The following is a 14,334-nucleotide window of genomic DNA, read 5'->3' as shown; positions in this document are numbered from 1 at the left end:
TGGTTGGCTCAGCGAGGGGCCTTGTCCATGCACGACGCATCCAACCCGAACAGGTCGCCAGTCTTCCGGCTGATCACGATTGCCAGCTCCGGGCTCGGCAGCTTCATTCTCGGCCTGTGGGCGCTGAAATACGGCATAGGCGAAAGCCTTGGCGGCCTGCCACCGTCGGTCGTCGGTGCGGTCGTCGCGGCGCTTTGCGCTCTCGCGGCCGCCGGCTCGGCATTGTCCTTCTTCGCAGGCGTCGACGAATCGGCGGGCTACGTCTTCCGCGAGACGCAGATCGACAAGCTGTCCGGCTTCCTGTCGCGCAACGCGCTGATCGGCAAGACCGCCGAGGCGGTGGCGGCCAGCACACGCACCGGCGAGCCGGTGTTCCTGGTCGACATCGACATCGACCGCTTCAAGCAGATCAACGACGCCATCGGCTACAGCCAGGGCGACCAGCTTATTCGCGCCATCGCGCAGCGGCTGAAGAAGGCGCTGCCGAAGGGCGCCGAGATCGGCCGCATCGGCGCCGGCGAGTTCGCCGTTTTGTTGCCCGACCGCCTGGTCGACGGCCGGATCGACCTTTACGTGGAAGGGCTGATCGACAAGCTGGTCGAGCCCTACCAGTTGCCCTCCCACCTCCAGACCGTGAGCCTGTCGGTCGGCATGGTTGCGGTACCCAAGGATGGCGACGATCCGATCGTGCTTCTGCGCCGTTCCAACCTGGCGCTGCAGCATGCCCGCGCCAGCGGGCTCGGCAGCTGGGCGGTGTTTCAGCCCAATATGGGCGAGGTCGCCGACTACCGGCAATGGATCGAGGCCGAGCTCAGCACCGCCTTCGAGCGCGGCGATTTCGACCTGCACTACCAGCCGCAGTTCGACCATCTGAAGAACCGCGTCGTCGGTTACGAGGCGCTGATCCGGTGGAAACACCCGGTGCGCGGCATGATCTCCCCGGCGGAATTCATCCCCATCGCCGAGGAAACCGGCATGATCGCGCCGATCGGCGAATGGGTGCTGCGCAAGGCCTGCACCGACGCCCACGCGCTGCCGGACGACTGCTTCGTGGCGGTCAACATCTCGCCGGTCCAGTTCATGACCAAGGATTTCGTCAATCTGGTCCGCAACGTGTTGTCCGACACCGACCTCAAGCCGGCGCGGCTCGAGCTGGAGGTCACGGAGACGGCGATGATGCAGGACCGTGCGCGCGCCGCCGAGATCCTGAGAGATCTGGCCGGGCTCGGACTGTCGGTGGCCGTGGACGATTTCGGCACCGGCTACTCCAACCTTTCCTACCTGATCGACTTCCCGTTCCAGAAGCTCAAGATCGACCGCTCCTTCGTGTCGCGTATCGACCGCGACAATGGCGGCGCGGTGGTGTCGACCATCGTCGGCCTGTCGCGGGCGCTGGGCGTCCACACGATCGCCGAGGGCGTCGAGACCGAGGACCAGGCGACGCTGTTGCGCGCCGCCGGCTGCGAGGTCTTCCAGGGCTATCTGTTCGGCAAGCCGGCGCCGCTGGTGGTGCGTGGCGGCGAAGCGGTCGAGGTCGAACTCAGCCACGCCGTGCATTGAGGCAGCAGGGCTGTCGGGTCAGCGTCGCGCCCACAGCACCTTGAAGCGGGCGTCGCGGCACGTCTCGCCGGAAGCAGCAAAACCCGCCTCCAGCACCTTATCATAGGGCAGGCCACGATTGGCGACGAGGTAGAGCCGGCCCCCGGGCTTCAGCGCCTGCGACGCCGCACGCACGAAATCGGCGCCGATCGCCGGCTCGGCCGCCCTGCCTTCGTGGAATGGCGGGTTCATGACGACGGCATCGTGGCGCCGGGGCACCGGCTCCGAGCGCAAATCCCGCCAGTGGAAGGCGAGCGGAACCCCGCCCGCCCATGCGGAAAGGTTCTGCTTCGCCGCCTCGAGCGAAGGGAAATCGGCCTCGTAGAGATCAAGCGCGGCCAACTCGTCGCCGCGCCGCAAGAGCTCCGCCGACAGATACCCCCAGCCGGCGCCGAAATCGGCGACATGGCCCTTCAGTTTCGGCAGGTTATCGACCAGCAGCCGTGAGCCCGCGTCGATGCGGTCATGGGAGAACATGCCGGGAGCGGTCGCAAAACGCCCGTCCACCAGCGACGGCGCCGGCGGGTCTGCAAGGCCGCTGACGGCGAGCCCGGTGTCATCCGGCCGTTGGAGCCAGAAGGCGACACCATGATATTTCGACAGGCTGCCGGCGAGCGGAAGCGCCTTGGCGACCTTGCGGCGGAAACTGTCGACGCCGTCGGCCTTGCCGCCCGCCACGAGCACAAGACCGCCCGCGCGGGTTGCACGAAGGGCACCAGCGAGACGGCGAAAGTTCTCGCCCTTGTGGCGGCCGAGAAGCACCAAGGAGAGATCGTAGCCGCTGTCCTCGATGGTCGGCGTGGCGGGGATGCCGCGCCGCTGCAGGCCGAGAAAATGCGGACGGTAACCCTGGACCGCTGCCAGTTCGGCCGCAAAACCTTCCGGCAGACGGAAATCAGGAACCGCCCCTAGGAAGAGCGCACGCGCGCCGCTTGCCGGCGGCGCGATGTCGCCGGTCTCGAAGGGGTGGAACAATGTACGGTGGGCGCTGTCGTTCATCACCGGGGATTACCGCACTTGGCGGTCCAAACCTAAGAAAACGGGCGCGCTTCCCCCGAAGCGCGCCCGCCCGTCCCGTCGAAAGGCTCCGCCGTCAGGCGTCGGTGCCTTCCGCCTCTTCCTTCTTCCTTTCCCTGGCGATTTCCTTGCCGGTCTCCTGATCGACGACCTTCATGGAAAGCCGGACCTTGCCGCGCTCGTCGAAGCCCATCAGCTTGACGTAGACCTTGTCGCCTTCCTTGACCACGTCGGTGGTCTTGGCGACGCGCTCCGCCGCCAGCTGCGAGATGTGGACGAGGCCGTCCTTGGGACCGAAGAAATTGACGAAGGCCCCGAAATCGGCGGTCTTGACGACCGTGCCCTCGTAGATCTCGCCAACCTCGGGCTCGGCCACGATGGTGTGGATCCACTTCTTGGCCGCCTCGATTTCCTTGGCGTTGGAAGAGGCGATCTTGACGGTACCGTCGTCCTCGATGTTGATCTTGGCGCCGGTCTTCTCGACGATCTCGCGAATGACCTTGCCGCCGGAGCCGATAACGTCGCGGATCTTGTCGGTCGGGATGGTCATGACCTCGATGCGCGGGGCGAACTCGCCGAGTTCCGAACGGCCCTCGGAAATCGCCTTGGCCATCTCGCCGAGAATGTGCTCGCGGCCGCCCTTGGCCTGCTCGAGCGCGACCTTCATGATCTCCTCGGTGATGCCGGCGATCTTGATGTCCATCTGCAGCGAGGTGATGCCGGCGCTGGTGCCGGCGACCTTGAAGTCCATGTCGCCGAGATGATCCTCGTCACCGAGGATATCGGACAGCACCGCGTAGCGATCACCCTCGAGGATGAGACCCATGGCGATGCCGGCGACCGGCGCGGCCAGCGGCACACCGGCATCCATCAACGCCAGCGAGGTGCCGCAGACGGTCGCCATCGAGGACGAGCCGTTGGACTCGGTGATCTCGGAGACCACGCGCAGCGTGTAGGGGAACTGCTCGGCGCCCGGCAGCATCGGGTGGATGGCGCGCCAGGCGAGCTTGCCGTGGCCGATTTCGCGCCGTCCCGGCGAACCCATGCGGCCCGTCTCGCCCACCGAATAGGGCGGGAAGTTGTAGTGCAGCATGAAGGTTTCCTTGTAGGTGCCGGTGAGGGCATCCACGAACTGCTCATCCTCGCCGGTGCCGAGCGTGGCGACCACGACGGCCTGGGTCTCGCCACGGGTGAAGACGGCCGAGCCGTGGGTGCGCGGCAGGACGCCGACTTCCGACACGATCGGGCGAACCGTCTTCAGGTCGCGGCCGTCAATGCGCAGGCCGGTGTCGAGGATGTTCCAGCGGACGATCTTGGCCTGCAGTTCCTTGAACACCGCGTTGACCTGCTCGGACGACCACACGGTCTCTTCAGCGCCCTCGGGCAGAAGCGTCGCCTTGACCTTGGCCTTGGCGGCGTCGACGGCGGCGTAACGGTCCTGCTTGTCGGTGATCTTGTAGGCGGCGCGCAACTCGTCCTCGACGAGGCCGAGCATGGTCGATTCGAGCTCGGACAGGTCAGCGGTCTGGTGATCGCGCGGTTCGCTGGCGGCCACTTCGGCCAGCTTGATGATCGCGTCGATCACCGGCTGGAAGCCCTTGTGGCCGAACATGACGGCGCCGAGCATGACCTCCTCGGAAAGCTCATGCGCTTCCGATTCGACCATCATAACGGCATCGCCGGTACCGGCGACGACGAGGTCGAGCTTGGATTCCGGCATCTCGTCGACATGCGGGTTGAGCACGTATTCGCCGTTGATGTAGCCGACACGAGCGGCGCCGATCGGGCCCATGAAGGGCACGCCGGACAGCGTCAGCGCGGCGGAAGCGCCGACCATGGCGACGATGTCGGGATCGTTTTCGAGGTCATGCTGCAGCACGGTCAGCACGACCTGGGTGTCGTTCTTGTAGCCTTCGGCGAAGAGCGGACGGATCGGCCGGTCGATGAGACGCGAGGTTAGCGTCTCCTTTTCGCTCGGACGGCCTTCACGCTTGAAGAAGCCGCCGGGGATCTTGCCGGCCGCGAAGGTCTTTTCCTGGTAGTTGACGGTCAGCGGGAAGAAGTCGAAGCCCGGCTTGGGCTGTTTTTCCGAAACGACAGTGGCGAGCACGACGGTCTCGCCATAGGTGGCGATGACGGCGCCGTCGGCCTGGCGCGCGACCTTGCCGGTTTCGAGGATGAGCGGACGACCGCCCCATTCGATTTCCACTTTGTGGTGATTGAACATGTCTTGTCTCTCATATGCGGAGGCACCAAGCCCGGCGCGTTGCGCGCGGGCCGCCTCCGACTGGCTTCGTTGCGGACGAGCCATGGGCAAGACAGCGGGAGGTCCGGAATGTCGGCGTCTGGCGCGCCGTCCGGGCGTCCTGCAATCCTGCCCCATGACCTGTCCATGGGCGGCTTCCGTCTCGTTCCTTTCCAGCGGAAGCCGGGCGGGCCGGAAAGTCCCGGCCCAATATCCGAACGGCGGATCCCTTTCGGGATCCGCCGGCCGAACATCAGCGACGCAGACCGAGTTTCTCGATCAAGGTCTGGTAGCGGCTCTCGTCCTTCCTCTTCAGGTAGTCGAGGAGCGAGCGGCGCTGCGAGACCAGCTTGAGCAGGCCGCGCCGGGAATGATTGTCCTTGGCGTGGCTCTTGAAATGCTCGGTCAGGTTCTTGATACGCTCGGTGAGGATCGCGACCTGGACTTCCGGAGAACCGGTGTCGCCCTTCTCGGTTGCGAATTCGGCGAGCAATTCCTGCTTGCGCACGGCGGTAACCGACATCGATCATCCCTTTCTGTTCTTGTGAAGGAAAAGTCGCCCACGGCCGGGATGTCGTCCAGCGGGGGCCATTTGCACGCGCCCAGCGCAATGCTGCGGCGCATATAGGGGAAAACCGCGCGAATTGCCAGCGCTAATTCGCGTCGCACCGCTTCATGCAGGGCTGCCTTGCGGAAAAGTTCAGGTCAGCAGGCGTCCTTGACATAGGCGTCCGGCACGGCCTCGGTCCAGGCGATACTGCCGGCCTCTCCGCTCGACCCGTAGGGGCCGTCGGCAACGCAGAAATAGCCGTCGCGGAAGTTTGGATAATCGTCGGTGTGGACCACGTTCAGCCCGGCGCCGCCGCCGGCATAGGGACCGCCGAGTTCGTCACGCAGGGCGACAGCGTCGGCATGTCTGGTCGAGCAGCCGAGGATGACGTACCAGCCGCAGCCCTGAACGGAGATCACGGGCAGGCCTGGCGCCTGCGCCGCCCTGTCCGGCAGGCGGCCGGCGGCCGCGGGCGCGCTGATCGTCGCGAGCGCCATGGCAGCGGCCAGCGCGACAGTCACGTTGTTGCGTTTCATCTCAAGAACCTCCCGACAAGCGGCACCGCCGCCACGGTCCGCGCCTCCCCGAGGCGGAAAGGTCGGCCTGCACCGTGCAAGAGTCAAGCAATGCCGATGACGAGACCTCAGTGGGCCTCGTCCTCCTCGCATTTCAGGTAGGGATCGTAGACCCAGCCGATGGCGTTGTCCTCGGCCAGACGTTCCACCGCGTACCAGAGCTTGCCGTTGTGCGTCCTTTCCTCGTAGGGGCGCACGCGCACGCCATTGTCCCAGGTGCCGAGGATCGGACCGTTGGGCTCCCCGCGGACGTTGAGCGGCGTGCCCGTCGGGTCGGCCACGGTACAGATGCGGCCCATGGCATCTTCGCCGGAGCAGACAAGATAGGCGCCGAAAACCCAGCCCCAAGCCTCGGCATAGCTGCCGACCAGCGCCCAGCGGCTGCCTTCATGTTCGCGGTGTTCGACGATCTCGACCAAAGCGCCGCGCTTGAGGCTGGTCAGGATCGGCCCGTTCGGTCCCTCGCGCACATTGAGCGGTGTGCCGGTGGGATCGACGACAGTGCAGACAGGCGGCCCGCCGCAAGCAAGCGCGGCGGCGGGGGACATCAACAAGGGGACGAGAAGGCAGGCGAATTTCGTGCGCATGCGGTTCCTCCAGAACGTCGGGGCGGCACCCTCGCCGACGGCAAGACATGTCAGAGCCAGCGCTTGCGGCGGAACAGGTAGAGCAGCCCGACCGCGATCAGCACCATGAAGGTCAGCGCCACCGGATAGCCATAGCGCCATCTGAGCTCGGGCATGTTCCACGACGAATCCGGCGCGAAGTTCATTCCCCAGATGCCGGCCAGGAAGGACAGCGGGATGAATATGGTCGAGATGATGGTCAGCACCTTCATCACCTCGTTCATCCTGGTCGAGACGCTGGAGAGGTAGAGGTCGAGCAGGCCGGTGGCGAGTTCGCGATATGTCTCGACGATGTCGATCAGCTGGATCGCGTGGTCATAGGTGTCGCGCAGGAAATAGCCGACATCGCGCGGGATCAGGCCGAGTTCCTCGCGGCTCATCGCCGACAGCATCTCGCGCGACGGCCACAGCGCGCGCTTGATCACAAGCAGTTCGCGTTTCAGTTCGTGCAGGCGGCCGACATCCTCGGGATGCGGGTCCTTGGTGATCTTGTCCTCCAGCTCCTCGAGCTCGTCACCGATGACTTCCAGCATCGGGAAATAGGCATCGAGGATGGTGTCGAGGATTGCATAGACGAGGTAGGGCGCGCCGCGCTTGCGGATGCGCCCTTGCGGCTGCTGCAGGCGCTTGCGGACCGGGTCGAGGCAGTCGCCCGGCCGCTCCTGGAAAGTGACCACGTGCTGGCCGTCGAACAGGATCGAGAACTGCTCTTTCGATTCCACACCCTTGCCGTCGAACATGTGAACGACGATCAGCGCGTGGGTCTCGTAGGTATCGACCTTGGGGCGCTGGTTGGTGTTGGCGATGTCCTCCAGCGCCAGTTCCTGGATCGAGAACAGCGACCCGACGCGCCCAAGCAGTTCGAGATCGGCAAGCCCGGTGACGTCGACCCAGAGCCGCCTGCCCGCCTGCATCTCCTTCTCGACCAGCGAGAGCGGGGCGTTGGCGATCTCCTCGACATGATCGTCAGCGATGATGGTCAGCCGGATGCCGGTCGGCGAGGCGCGATCGTCGGGAATGAGCGTGCCGGGCGGCGCGCCGACGGGCGCCCGGTGCCGGGAAACGAACTTCGGCTTGGCCCTGTGCTTTCCGCTCATGGCCGGGAGTAGGCGAAAAAATCGCCGGCGCCGCAAGGGGAAATCGGCTGCCGGCGTGAAAGCCGCCCGGCAGGTGTCAGCCGGCGAAGACGCGCTTGGGCTTGAACATGCCGGCCTCGACGGCGCCGATGGCGACCAGGCGGCCGCGCGCCGTGGCATAGGCCTCCGGGGCCTCGACCGGCGCGTCGCGGCCGCGGACGATGACCGGGTTGCCGAGCCGGATGCGCTGCGCCGCGTCGTCGCTGACGGGGATGGCGGGCAGGCAATCGAGCGCGGCACCGGTGTCGATCAGCAGCGCGTCGAGCGCGGCGAAACGCTCCTTGTCTGGACGCGGATCGACGATGCGGCCTTCGGCGTCGGCCTCGCCGCGCGGCGCGGCCTCGGCCGCCGCCTGTTCCAGCGCGGCCAGCGTGACCAGATCGTCGGCGGTGAAGGGATCGACCTCGACGCGGCGAAGATCGGCGATGTGGCCGTAGCAGCCGATGTCGCGGCCCATGTCGCGGGCGAGCGAGCGCACATAGGTGCCCTTGCCGCATTCGATCTCGAAGACCGCGCTGGCGTCATCCGGCCGCCCGACCAGTTCCAGCCGTCCGATCTCGACCTCGCGCGGCGGGATGACCACCGCCTCGCCGTCGCGGGCGATGTCGTAGGCGCGCTCGCCGGCGATCTTGACCGCGGAGAATTGCGGCGGCACCTGCATGATGATGCCGGTATAGCGCGGCAGCAGCGCGCGTATCTCGGCCTCGGTCGGCCGCTTGTCGGAGGTGGCGGTCACCTCGCCCTCGAGATCGTCGGTGGTGCGTTCGGCACCCCAGGCAACCGTGAAGCGATAGACCTTGGCGCCGTCCATGACGTAGGGCACCGTCTTGGTCGCCTCGCCGAGCGCGATCGGCAGCATGCCGGAGGCGAGCGGGTCGAGCGTTCCGGCATGGCCGGCCTTGTCGGCCTTGAACAACCACTTGACCTTGGAGACGGCCTCGGTCGAGCCCATGCCGACCGGCTTGTCGAGCACCAGCCAGCCGGAGACCGGACGGCCCTTCTTCTTGCCGCGGCGCGCCATCAGCGGAGCCGGCCCTTGGAGACGCCCCTCCACCATGCTTCGCATGGTCCCCCTCCCCCGTGAACGTGGGAGGATCAAGGCGGCGGCCGGTCGCGACGCCAATTCTCCCCTGCGACGCGGGGGACGCGGACCGCCAGAGGCGGTGAAGAGAACGCAAACCGCTCATTCGCTTTCCCCCTCGTCCCCGTCGAGGTCGCGGGCCACCTCGGGCGAGCGCAGGAGTTCGTCGATGCGCGACATGTTGTCGAAGCTGGTGTCAGGCCGGAAGCGGAATTCGGGCATGTATTTGAGCTGGCGCAGCGCACCCGAGACGCGGCCGCGGATGAACTTGGCGTTGCGCGCCAGCGCCTTGACCACCGCATCCTCGTCCGCGGCGCCGAGCGGGGCGACGAAAGCGGTGGCGATCTTGAGGTCGGGCGACATGCGGACCTCGGAGATCGAGATGACGGTGTTCTCGATCAGCTCGTCGCGCACCTCGCCGCGCTGCAGGACGTCGGAGAGCGCGTGACGCACCTGCTCGCCGACGCGAAGCTGGCGCTGGGAGGGGCCTGAGTTCGGTGATCTGGACATCGTTCGTACCAATGGGCTCAGCGGGATCGGACCGCGGCCGTCCAATGTGCGGACCGCCGACGGTTCAAACGAACCGCCGACGGCAAAGCGCGTGCGACGGCGGCGCCTTAGAGCGTCCGCGTCACCATCTCGACGCGGAAGGCCTCGATGACGTCGCCGGCACGGATGTCCTCGTAGTTGGCAAAGGCCATGCCGCATTCCTGACCGGCCGGCACCTCCGAGACCTCGTCCTTGAAGCGCTTCAGCGTCTTCAAGGTGCCTTCGTGGATGACGACGTCGTCGCGGATCAGACGCACGCCGGCGCCACGCTCGACCTTGCCTTCGCTGACACGGCAGCCGGCGACCTTGCCGACCTTGGTGATGTTGAAGACCTCGAGGATCTCCGCATTGCCGAGGAAGGTCTCGCGACGCTCCGGCGACAGCAGGCCCGACATCGCCGCCTTCACGTCATCCACGAGGTTGTAGATGATGTTGTAGTAGCGGATCTCGATGCCGGCCTGTTCGGCCGCGTCGCGCGCCTGCTTGTTGGCGCGCACGTTGAAGCCGATGATCGCCGCTTCCGATGTCTCGGCGAGCGAGACGTCGCTTTCGGTGATGCCGCCGGCACCCGAATGCACGATGCGGGCGCGCACCTCGTCGGTGCCGAGCTTGTCGAGCGCGGCCACGATGGCCTCGATCGAACCCTGCACGTCGCCCTTGATGACCAGCGGGAACTCCTTGACGCCGCTTTCCTGGAGCTGCGTCATCATCTGCTCGAGCGAACCGCGCTGGCCGGCATGCTTGGCGACGGCCATCTCGCGCGCCTTGCGCTGGCGGTATTCGCTGATCTCGCGGGCGCGGGCCTCATTCTCCACGGTGGCGAAGCGGTCACCCGCCTGCGGCGTGCCCTGCAGACCGAGAACCTCGACCGGCATGGACGGACCCGCCTCGGCAACCTGCTCGCCGCGGTCGTCGACCAGCGCGCGGACCTTGCCCCACTCGTTGCCGGCGACGATGATGTCGCCCGGCAGGAGCTTGCCGGTCTGCACCAGCACGGTAGCGACGGGGCCGCGGCCCTTGTCGAGCTTGGCCTCGATGATGACGCCCTCGGAAGTACGCTCCGGGTCGGCCTTCAGGTCGAGCAGTTCGGCCTGCAGCAGGATCGCCTCGAGCAGCTTGTCGAGATTGGTGCCCTTGACCGCGGAAACCTCGACGTCGAGCACCTCGCCGCCCATCGATTCCACGAACACCTCGTGCTGCAGGAGCTCGGTGCGCACCTTCTGCGCGTCGGCTTCCGGCTTGTCGATCTTGTTGATCGCCACGATGATCGGCACACCTGCCGCCTTGGCGTGATTGATGGATTCCACCGTCTGCGGCATGACGCTGTCATCGGCCGCCACCACGAGGATGGCGATGTCGGTCGCCTGGGCGCCACGGGCGCGCATGGCGGTGAAGGCGGCGTGGCCGGGCGTGTCGATGAAGGTGATCTTCTGACCGTCCTGCTCAACCTGATAGGCGCCGATATGCTGAGTGATGCCGCCGGCCTCGCCCGACACGACATTGGCGTGGCGGATCGCGTCGAGCAGCGACGTCTTGCCGTGGTCGACGTGGCCCATGATGGTGACGACCGGCGGGCGCGAGAGCTGGTTCTCGGGCTTGTCGGGAATGTTGAAGAGGCCTTCCTCGACATCCGACTCCGAGACGCGCTTGACGGTGTGGCCGAACTCGGAAGCGACCAGTTCGGCCGTGTCGGCGTCGATGACATCGCCCGGCTTCAGGATCTGGCCCTGCTTCATGAAGAACTTGATCACGTCGACGGCACGCTCGGCCATGCGGCCGGCGAGTTCCTGGATGGTGATCGTCTCGGGCAGGGTCACCTCGCGCGCGATCTTCTCGCGCGGCTCCTGGTGCATGGCGCGCTTGAACTTCTCCTGGCGACGGCGCATCGACGACAGCGAACGTGAGCGACCCTCCTCGCCGGAGAGCGCGCTGTTGAGCGTCAGCTTGCCGCGACGGCGGTCATCACCGCCGCGCGGGCGCGCCGGACGGGCCGGCTCCGGCGTGGCAATGCGCTTGGGCGGCAGGCCGGGCTTGGCCTTGCGCTTGGCGTCGCGGTCCTCTTCCTCGGCTTCCGGCTCAGGCTGCGGAGCGCGGCGCCGCGCTTCTTCCTCGGAGCGGCGGCGAGCCTCGGCCTCGGCGGCCAGACGCGCTTCCTCGTCCGCCTGGCGGCGGGCCGACTCCTCGCGTTCGAGGCGGCGGCGCTCATCCTCCTCGGCGCGGCGCTTGGCGTCCTCCTGGGCGCGCTTGCGCTCCTCGACCTCGCGAACCTTGGAGTCCTGAAGCGCGCGCCGGCGCGCCTCCATCTCCTCGGTCGAGAGTTCGTTGAGGACGAGGCCTGAACGCTCGGACGAACTGCCGGGCGCCGGCTTCGGCTGCTCCTTCGCGACCACCGGCTTGGGCGCCGGCTGCGGGCGCGGGGCGAGCGTGACCGGGGCGGCAGTCTCGTGCTTGTCGCCCGGCATGGTGAACTTGCGCTTCTTGGTCTCGACGACGACGGACTTGCTGCGCCCGTGCGAGAAATTCTGACGCACTGTGCCCTGCTCGACGCCCGGCCGCTTCAGGCTCAGGGTCTTCTTGCCGGTCATGCTCAGCGTCTTGTCGTCGCCAGATTTGGTATCCGTCATTCCGTATCCTTGTTCGGCGCCGTCCGCGAGGACGCGCCGTCGATCATGTTGCGGCGGCCGGGGAACCGCCCCGGTACCGGTCAAGCGCAACCATGCGCCTATAGGCTGCCTTGCCCGCATCCGCATCGAGCAGGGCAGCATGTATCACATTTGCGCCCCCGAATGCCAAACTCATTTCGGCTTCCGAAAAGAGTTCGTATGCGGGGATGTCGGGGCCGCCCACCAGCAGCGTCGCGCGACGCGCCTGGGTCAGCTTGCGGACGCCGTCCTCGGCGGCCTCGCGGGCGTGAAGCACGGCCAGCGCACGCCCGCCACGGATGGCGGCATCAACCTTGGCCGATCCCAATGCCACGGCGGAAGCCTTGCGCGCAAGCCCGAGCGCACCAAGCACGGACCTGGAAAGCAAGGCGTCGACCTGGGCGCCGAGTTCCGGCGCCACGGTCACCGGCGCCTTCAGCGCCTTGCGGAAGATGTTGCGGCGCGCCGCCTCGTCGACATGGACGCGGTCAGCGCTGACCCAGCAGCCGCGGCCCGGGAGATTGCGCTTCAGGTCGGGCACGACCGTCATGTCGGGGCCTGCCACGAAGCGGATCAGTTCGTCCGGTTCCGCAGCGCGCCGCGTCACGATGCATGTGCGCTCGCCCATTGCGTCCAACAGTCTCTCCCGCGCGCTCCGGCCTCATCGGTCGGCTCAGGCGCCGGCCGTTTCGGCTTCGCCGGCTTCCTCGTCTTCGGCTGCGGGAAGCAGGTCCTCTTCAGTGATCCAGCCCATCTTCATGCGAGCGGCGACCACCATCTGCTCGGCGTCGGCGCGCGAGACGTCGAAATCGGAGAACACGCCGGCAAACATCTGCGTCTCGCCGTCCTTGCGCTCCTTCCAGCCGACAAGGTCGTCGACGGCGTAGCCGGCGAAGTCCTCGATCGTCTTGACGTCGTCCTCGCCCAGCTTGACCATCATTGCGGTGGTGATGCCGGGAATCTCGCGAAGCTCGTCCTCGACGCCGAGCGCACGGCGCTGCTCGTCGTTCTCCGCCTCGATGCGGTCGAGATATTCGCGGGCGCGGGCCTGGATCTCGGTCGCGGTGTCCTCGTCAAAACCGTCGATCGAGGAAATCTCGTCCTGATCGACATAGGCCACTTCCTCGACCGAGGTGAAGCCTTCCGAAGCCAGCACCTGGCCGACCATCTCGTCGACGTTGAGCGCATCCATGAACAGGCTGGAACGCTCGACGAATTCCTTCTGGCGGCGGGCAGACTCCTCTTCCTCGGTGAGGATGTCGATGTCCCAGCCGGTCAATTGCGAGGCGAGGCGGACGTTCTGGCCGCGACGGCCGATCGCCAGCGACAGCTGCTCGTCGGGCACCACCACCTCGATGCGCTCGGCATCCTCGTCGAGCACCACCTTGGCGACCTCGGCCGGCTGCAGCGCGTTGACGATGAAGGATGCGGCGTCGGGCGACCACGGGATGATGTCGATCTTCTCGCCCTGCAACTCGCCGACGACCGCCTGGACGCGGCTGCCGCGCATGCCGACGCAGGCGCCGACGGGATCGATGGAGGAGTCGCGGCTGATCACGGCGATCTTGGCGCGCGAGCCCGGGTCGCGGGCCACCGACTTGATCTCGATAATGCCGTCATAAATCTCCGGGACTTCCATGGTGAACAGCTTGGCCATGAACTGCGGGTGGGTGCGCGACAGGAAAATCTGCGGTCCGCGCTGCTCGCGGCGCACGTCGTAGACATAGGCGCGCACGCGGTCGCCATATTTGAACATCTCGCGCGGGATCATCTCGTCGCGGCGGATGATCGCCTCGCCGCGGCCGAGATCGACAATGACGTTGCCGTATTCGACCCGCTTCACCGAGCCGTTGACGATCTCGCCGATGCGGTCCTTGTATTCGTCGTACTGGCGGTCGCGCTCGGCCTCGCGCACCTTCTGCACGATGACCTGCTTGGCCGACTGGGCGGCGATGCGCCCGAAATCCATCGGCGGCAGCTGCTCGGCGATGAAATCGCCGGGCTGGGCGTCGGGATTGCGTTCGCGGGCCTCGGCGAGCGCGATCTCGCGTGCCGGCTCCTCGACCTGCTCGACCACCTCCATCAGGCGCTGCAACTTCATCTCGCCGGTCTGGGCATTGATGTCGGCGCGGATGTTGGTCTCCTGGCCATAGCGCGAGCGCGCCGCCTTCTGGATGGCGTCGGCCATCGCGTGGAGCACGATGTCCTTTTCGATCGACTTCTCGCGTGCGACCGCATCGGCGATCTGCAGCAGTTCGAGCCGGTTTGCACTGACAGCCATTTCTGTCTCCCTTGAGTCGGACCGGCGCACGGC

At 66.6% G+C, this 14,334-nt stretch carries 11 protein-coding genes and 2 pseudogenes; 1 reads left to right on the top strand and 12 read right to left on the bottom strand.

Features of this window, described 5'->3' with window-relative positions:
* Positions 1-27 precede the first annotated feature (27 nt).
* Positions 28-1,560, top strand: coding sequence for a putative bifunctional diguanylate cyclase/phosphodiesterase (locus FQ775_RS22540; RefSeq protein ID WP_146299914.1), 1,533 nt, complete (start codon positions 28-30; stop codon positions 1,558-1,560).
* Positions 1,561-1,578: 18 nt separating this feature from the next.
* Here the strand turns inward: FQ775_RS22540 and FQ775_RS22535 are convergent, their stop codons facing one another.
* The 12 genes and pseudogenes from FQ775_RS22535 to nusA form a co-directional block, all read right to left on the bottom strand.
* Entirely contained in the window at positions 1,579-2,598 is a 1,020-nt protein-coding gene (locus FQ775_RS22535) for a class I SAM-dependent methyltransferase (protein WP_146299915.1), read from the bottom strand.
* A 94-nt stretch (positions 2,599-2,692) separates the two neighbouring features.
* Positions 2,693-4,843 (bottom strand): polyribonucleotide nucleotidyltransferase, encoded by a 2,151-nt coding sequence (pnp, locus tag FQ775_RS22530; protein WP_146299916.1) that lies wholly within the window; start codon positions 4,841-4,843, stop codon positions 2,693-2,695.
* A 271-nt stretch (positions 4,844-5,114) separates the two neighbouring features.
* Positions 5,115-5,384, bottom strand: a complete 270-nt coding sequence (gene rpsO, locus FQ775_RS22525; RefSeq protein ID WP_146299917.1) for a 30S ribosomal protein S15 — start codon at positions 5,382-5,384, stop codon at positions 5,115-5,117.
* Positions 5,385-5,566: 182 nt separating this feature from the next.
* Entirely contained in the window at positions 5,567-5,947 is a 381-nt protein-coding gene (locus tag FQ775_RS22520) for a hypothetical protein (protein WP_146299918.1), read from the bottom strand.
* Positions 5,948-6,054: 107 nt separating this feature from the next.
* Positions 6,055-6,573, bottom strand: coding sequence for an SH3 domain-containing protein (locus FQ775_RS23825; RefSeq protein WP_206064797.1), 519 nt, complete (start codon positions 6,571-6,573; stop codon positions 6,055-6,057).
* A 50-nt stretch (positions 6,574-6,623) separates the two neighbouring features.
* Entirely contained in the window at positions 6,624-7,709 is a 1,086-nt protein-coding gene (gene corA, locus FQ775_RS22510) for a magnesium/cobalt transporter CorA (protein ID WP_167813120.1), read from the bottom strand.
* 76 nt (positions 7,710-7,785) lie between these two features.
* Positions 7,786-8,022 (bottom strand): annotated as a pseudogene (gene truB, locus FQ775_RS24215) (tRNA pseudouridine(55) synthase TruB); the annotation flags it as partial.
* Positions 8,023-8,102: 80 nt separating this feature from the next.
* Positions 8,103-8,769 (bottom strand): annotated as a pseudogene (gene truB / locus FQ775_RS22505) (tRNA pseudouridine(55) synthase TruB); the annotation flags it as partial.
* Positions 8,770-8,931: 162 nt separating this feature from the next.
* Positions 8,932-9,339, bottom strand: coding sequence for a 30S ribosome-binding factor RbfA (rbfA, locus tag FQ775_RS22500; protein ID WP_146299921.1), 408 nt, complete (start codon positions 9,337-9,339; stop codon positions 8,932-8,934).
* A 107-nt stretch (positions 9,340-9,446) separates the two neighbouring features.
* A complete protein-coding gene (gene infB / locus FQ775_RS22495) occupies positions 9,447-12,002 on the bottom strand; it encodes a translation initiation factor IF-2 (protein WP_146299922.1) in 2,556 nt (851 codons plus the stop codon).
* A gap of 43 nt (positions 12,003-12,045) precedes the next feature.
* Positions 12,046-12,648: an RNA-binding protein gene (locus tag FQ775_RS22490; RefSeq protein ID WP_146301961.1), complete on the bottom strand. Its 603-nt coding sequence runs from the start codon at positions 12,646-12,648 to the stop codon at positions 12,046-12,048.
* Positions 12,649-12,693: 45 nt separating this feature from the next.
* A complete protein-coding gene (nusA, locus tag FQ775_RS22485) occupies positions 12,694-14,301 on the bottom strand; it encodes a transcription termination factor NusA (RefSeq protein ID WP_146299923.1) in 1,608 nt (535 codons plus the stop codon).
* Positions 14,302-14,334: the final 33 nt, after the last annotated feature.

Source organism: Nitratireductor mangrovi (assembly GCF_007922615.2).
Lineage (GTDB): Bacteria > Pseudomonadota > Alphaproteobacteria > Rhizobiales > Rhizobiaceae > Mangrovimarina > Mangrovimarina mangrovi.
Note: the sequence above shows the minus strand (reverse complement) of the source record. Positions and strands in the feature narration are given on the sequence as shown.

Excerpts from the sequence above, each read along its gene's own strand:
- FQ775_RS22540 (WP_146299914.1), top strand. The coding sequence starts at position 28 with ATGCACGACGCATCCAACCCGAACAGGTCGCCAGTCTTCCGGCTGATC.
- FQ775_RS22535 (WP_146299915.1), bottom strand. The coding sequence starts at position 2,598 with ATGAACGACAGCGCCCACCGTACATTGTTCCACCCCTTCGAGACCGGC.
- pnp (WP_146299916.1), bottom strand. The coding sequence starts at position 4,843 with ATGTTCAATCACCACAAAGTGGAAATCGAATGGGGCGGTCGTCCGCTC.
- rpsO (WP_146299917.1), bottom strand. The coding sequence starts at position 5,384 with ATGTCGGTTACCGCCGTGCGCAAGCAGGAATTGCTCGCCGAATTCGCA.
- FQ775_RS22520 (WP_146299918.1), bottom strand. The coding sequence starts at position 5,947 with ATGAAACGCAACAACGTGACTGTCGCGCTGGCCGCTGCCATGGCGCTC.
- FQ775_RS23825 (WP_206064797.1), bottom strand. The coding sequence starts at position 6,573 with ATGCGCACGAAATTCGCCTGCCTTCTCGTCCCCTTGTTGATGTCCCCC.
- corA (WP_167813120.1), bottom strand. The coding sequence starts at position 7,709 with ATGAGCGGAAAGCACAGGGCCAAGCCGAAGTTCGTTTCCCGGCACCGG.
- rbfA (WP_146299921.1), bottom strand. The coding sequence starts at position 9,339 with ATGTCCAGATCACCGAACTCAGGCCCCTCCCAGCGCCAGCTTCGCGTC.
- infB (WP_146299922.1), bottom strand. The coding sequence starts at position 12,002 with ATGACGGATACCAAATCTGGCGACGACAAGACGCTGAGCATGACCGGC.
- FQ775_RS22490 (WP_146301961.1), bottom strand. The coding sequence starts at position 12,648 with ATGGGCGAGCGCACATGCATCGTGACGCGGCGCGCTGCGGAACCGGAC.
- nusA (WP_146299923.1), bottom strand. The coding sequence starts at position 14,301 with ATGGCTGTCAGTGCAAACCGGCTCGAACTGCTGCAGATCGCCGATGCG.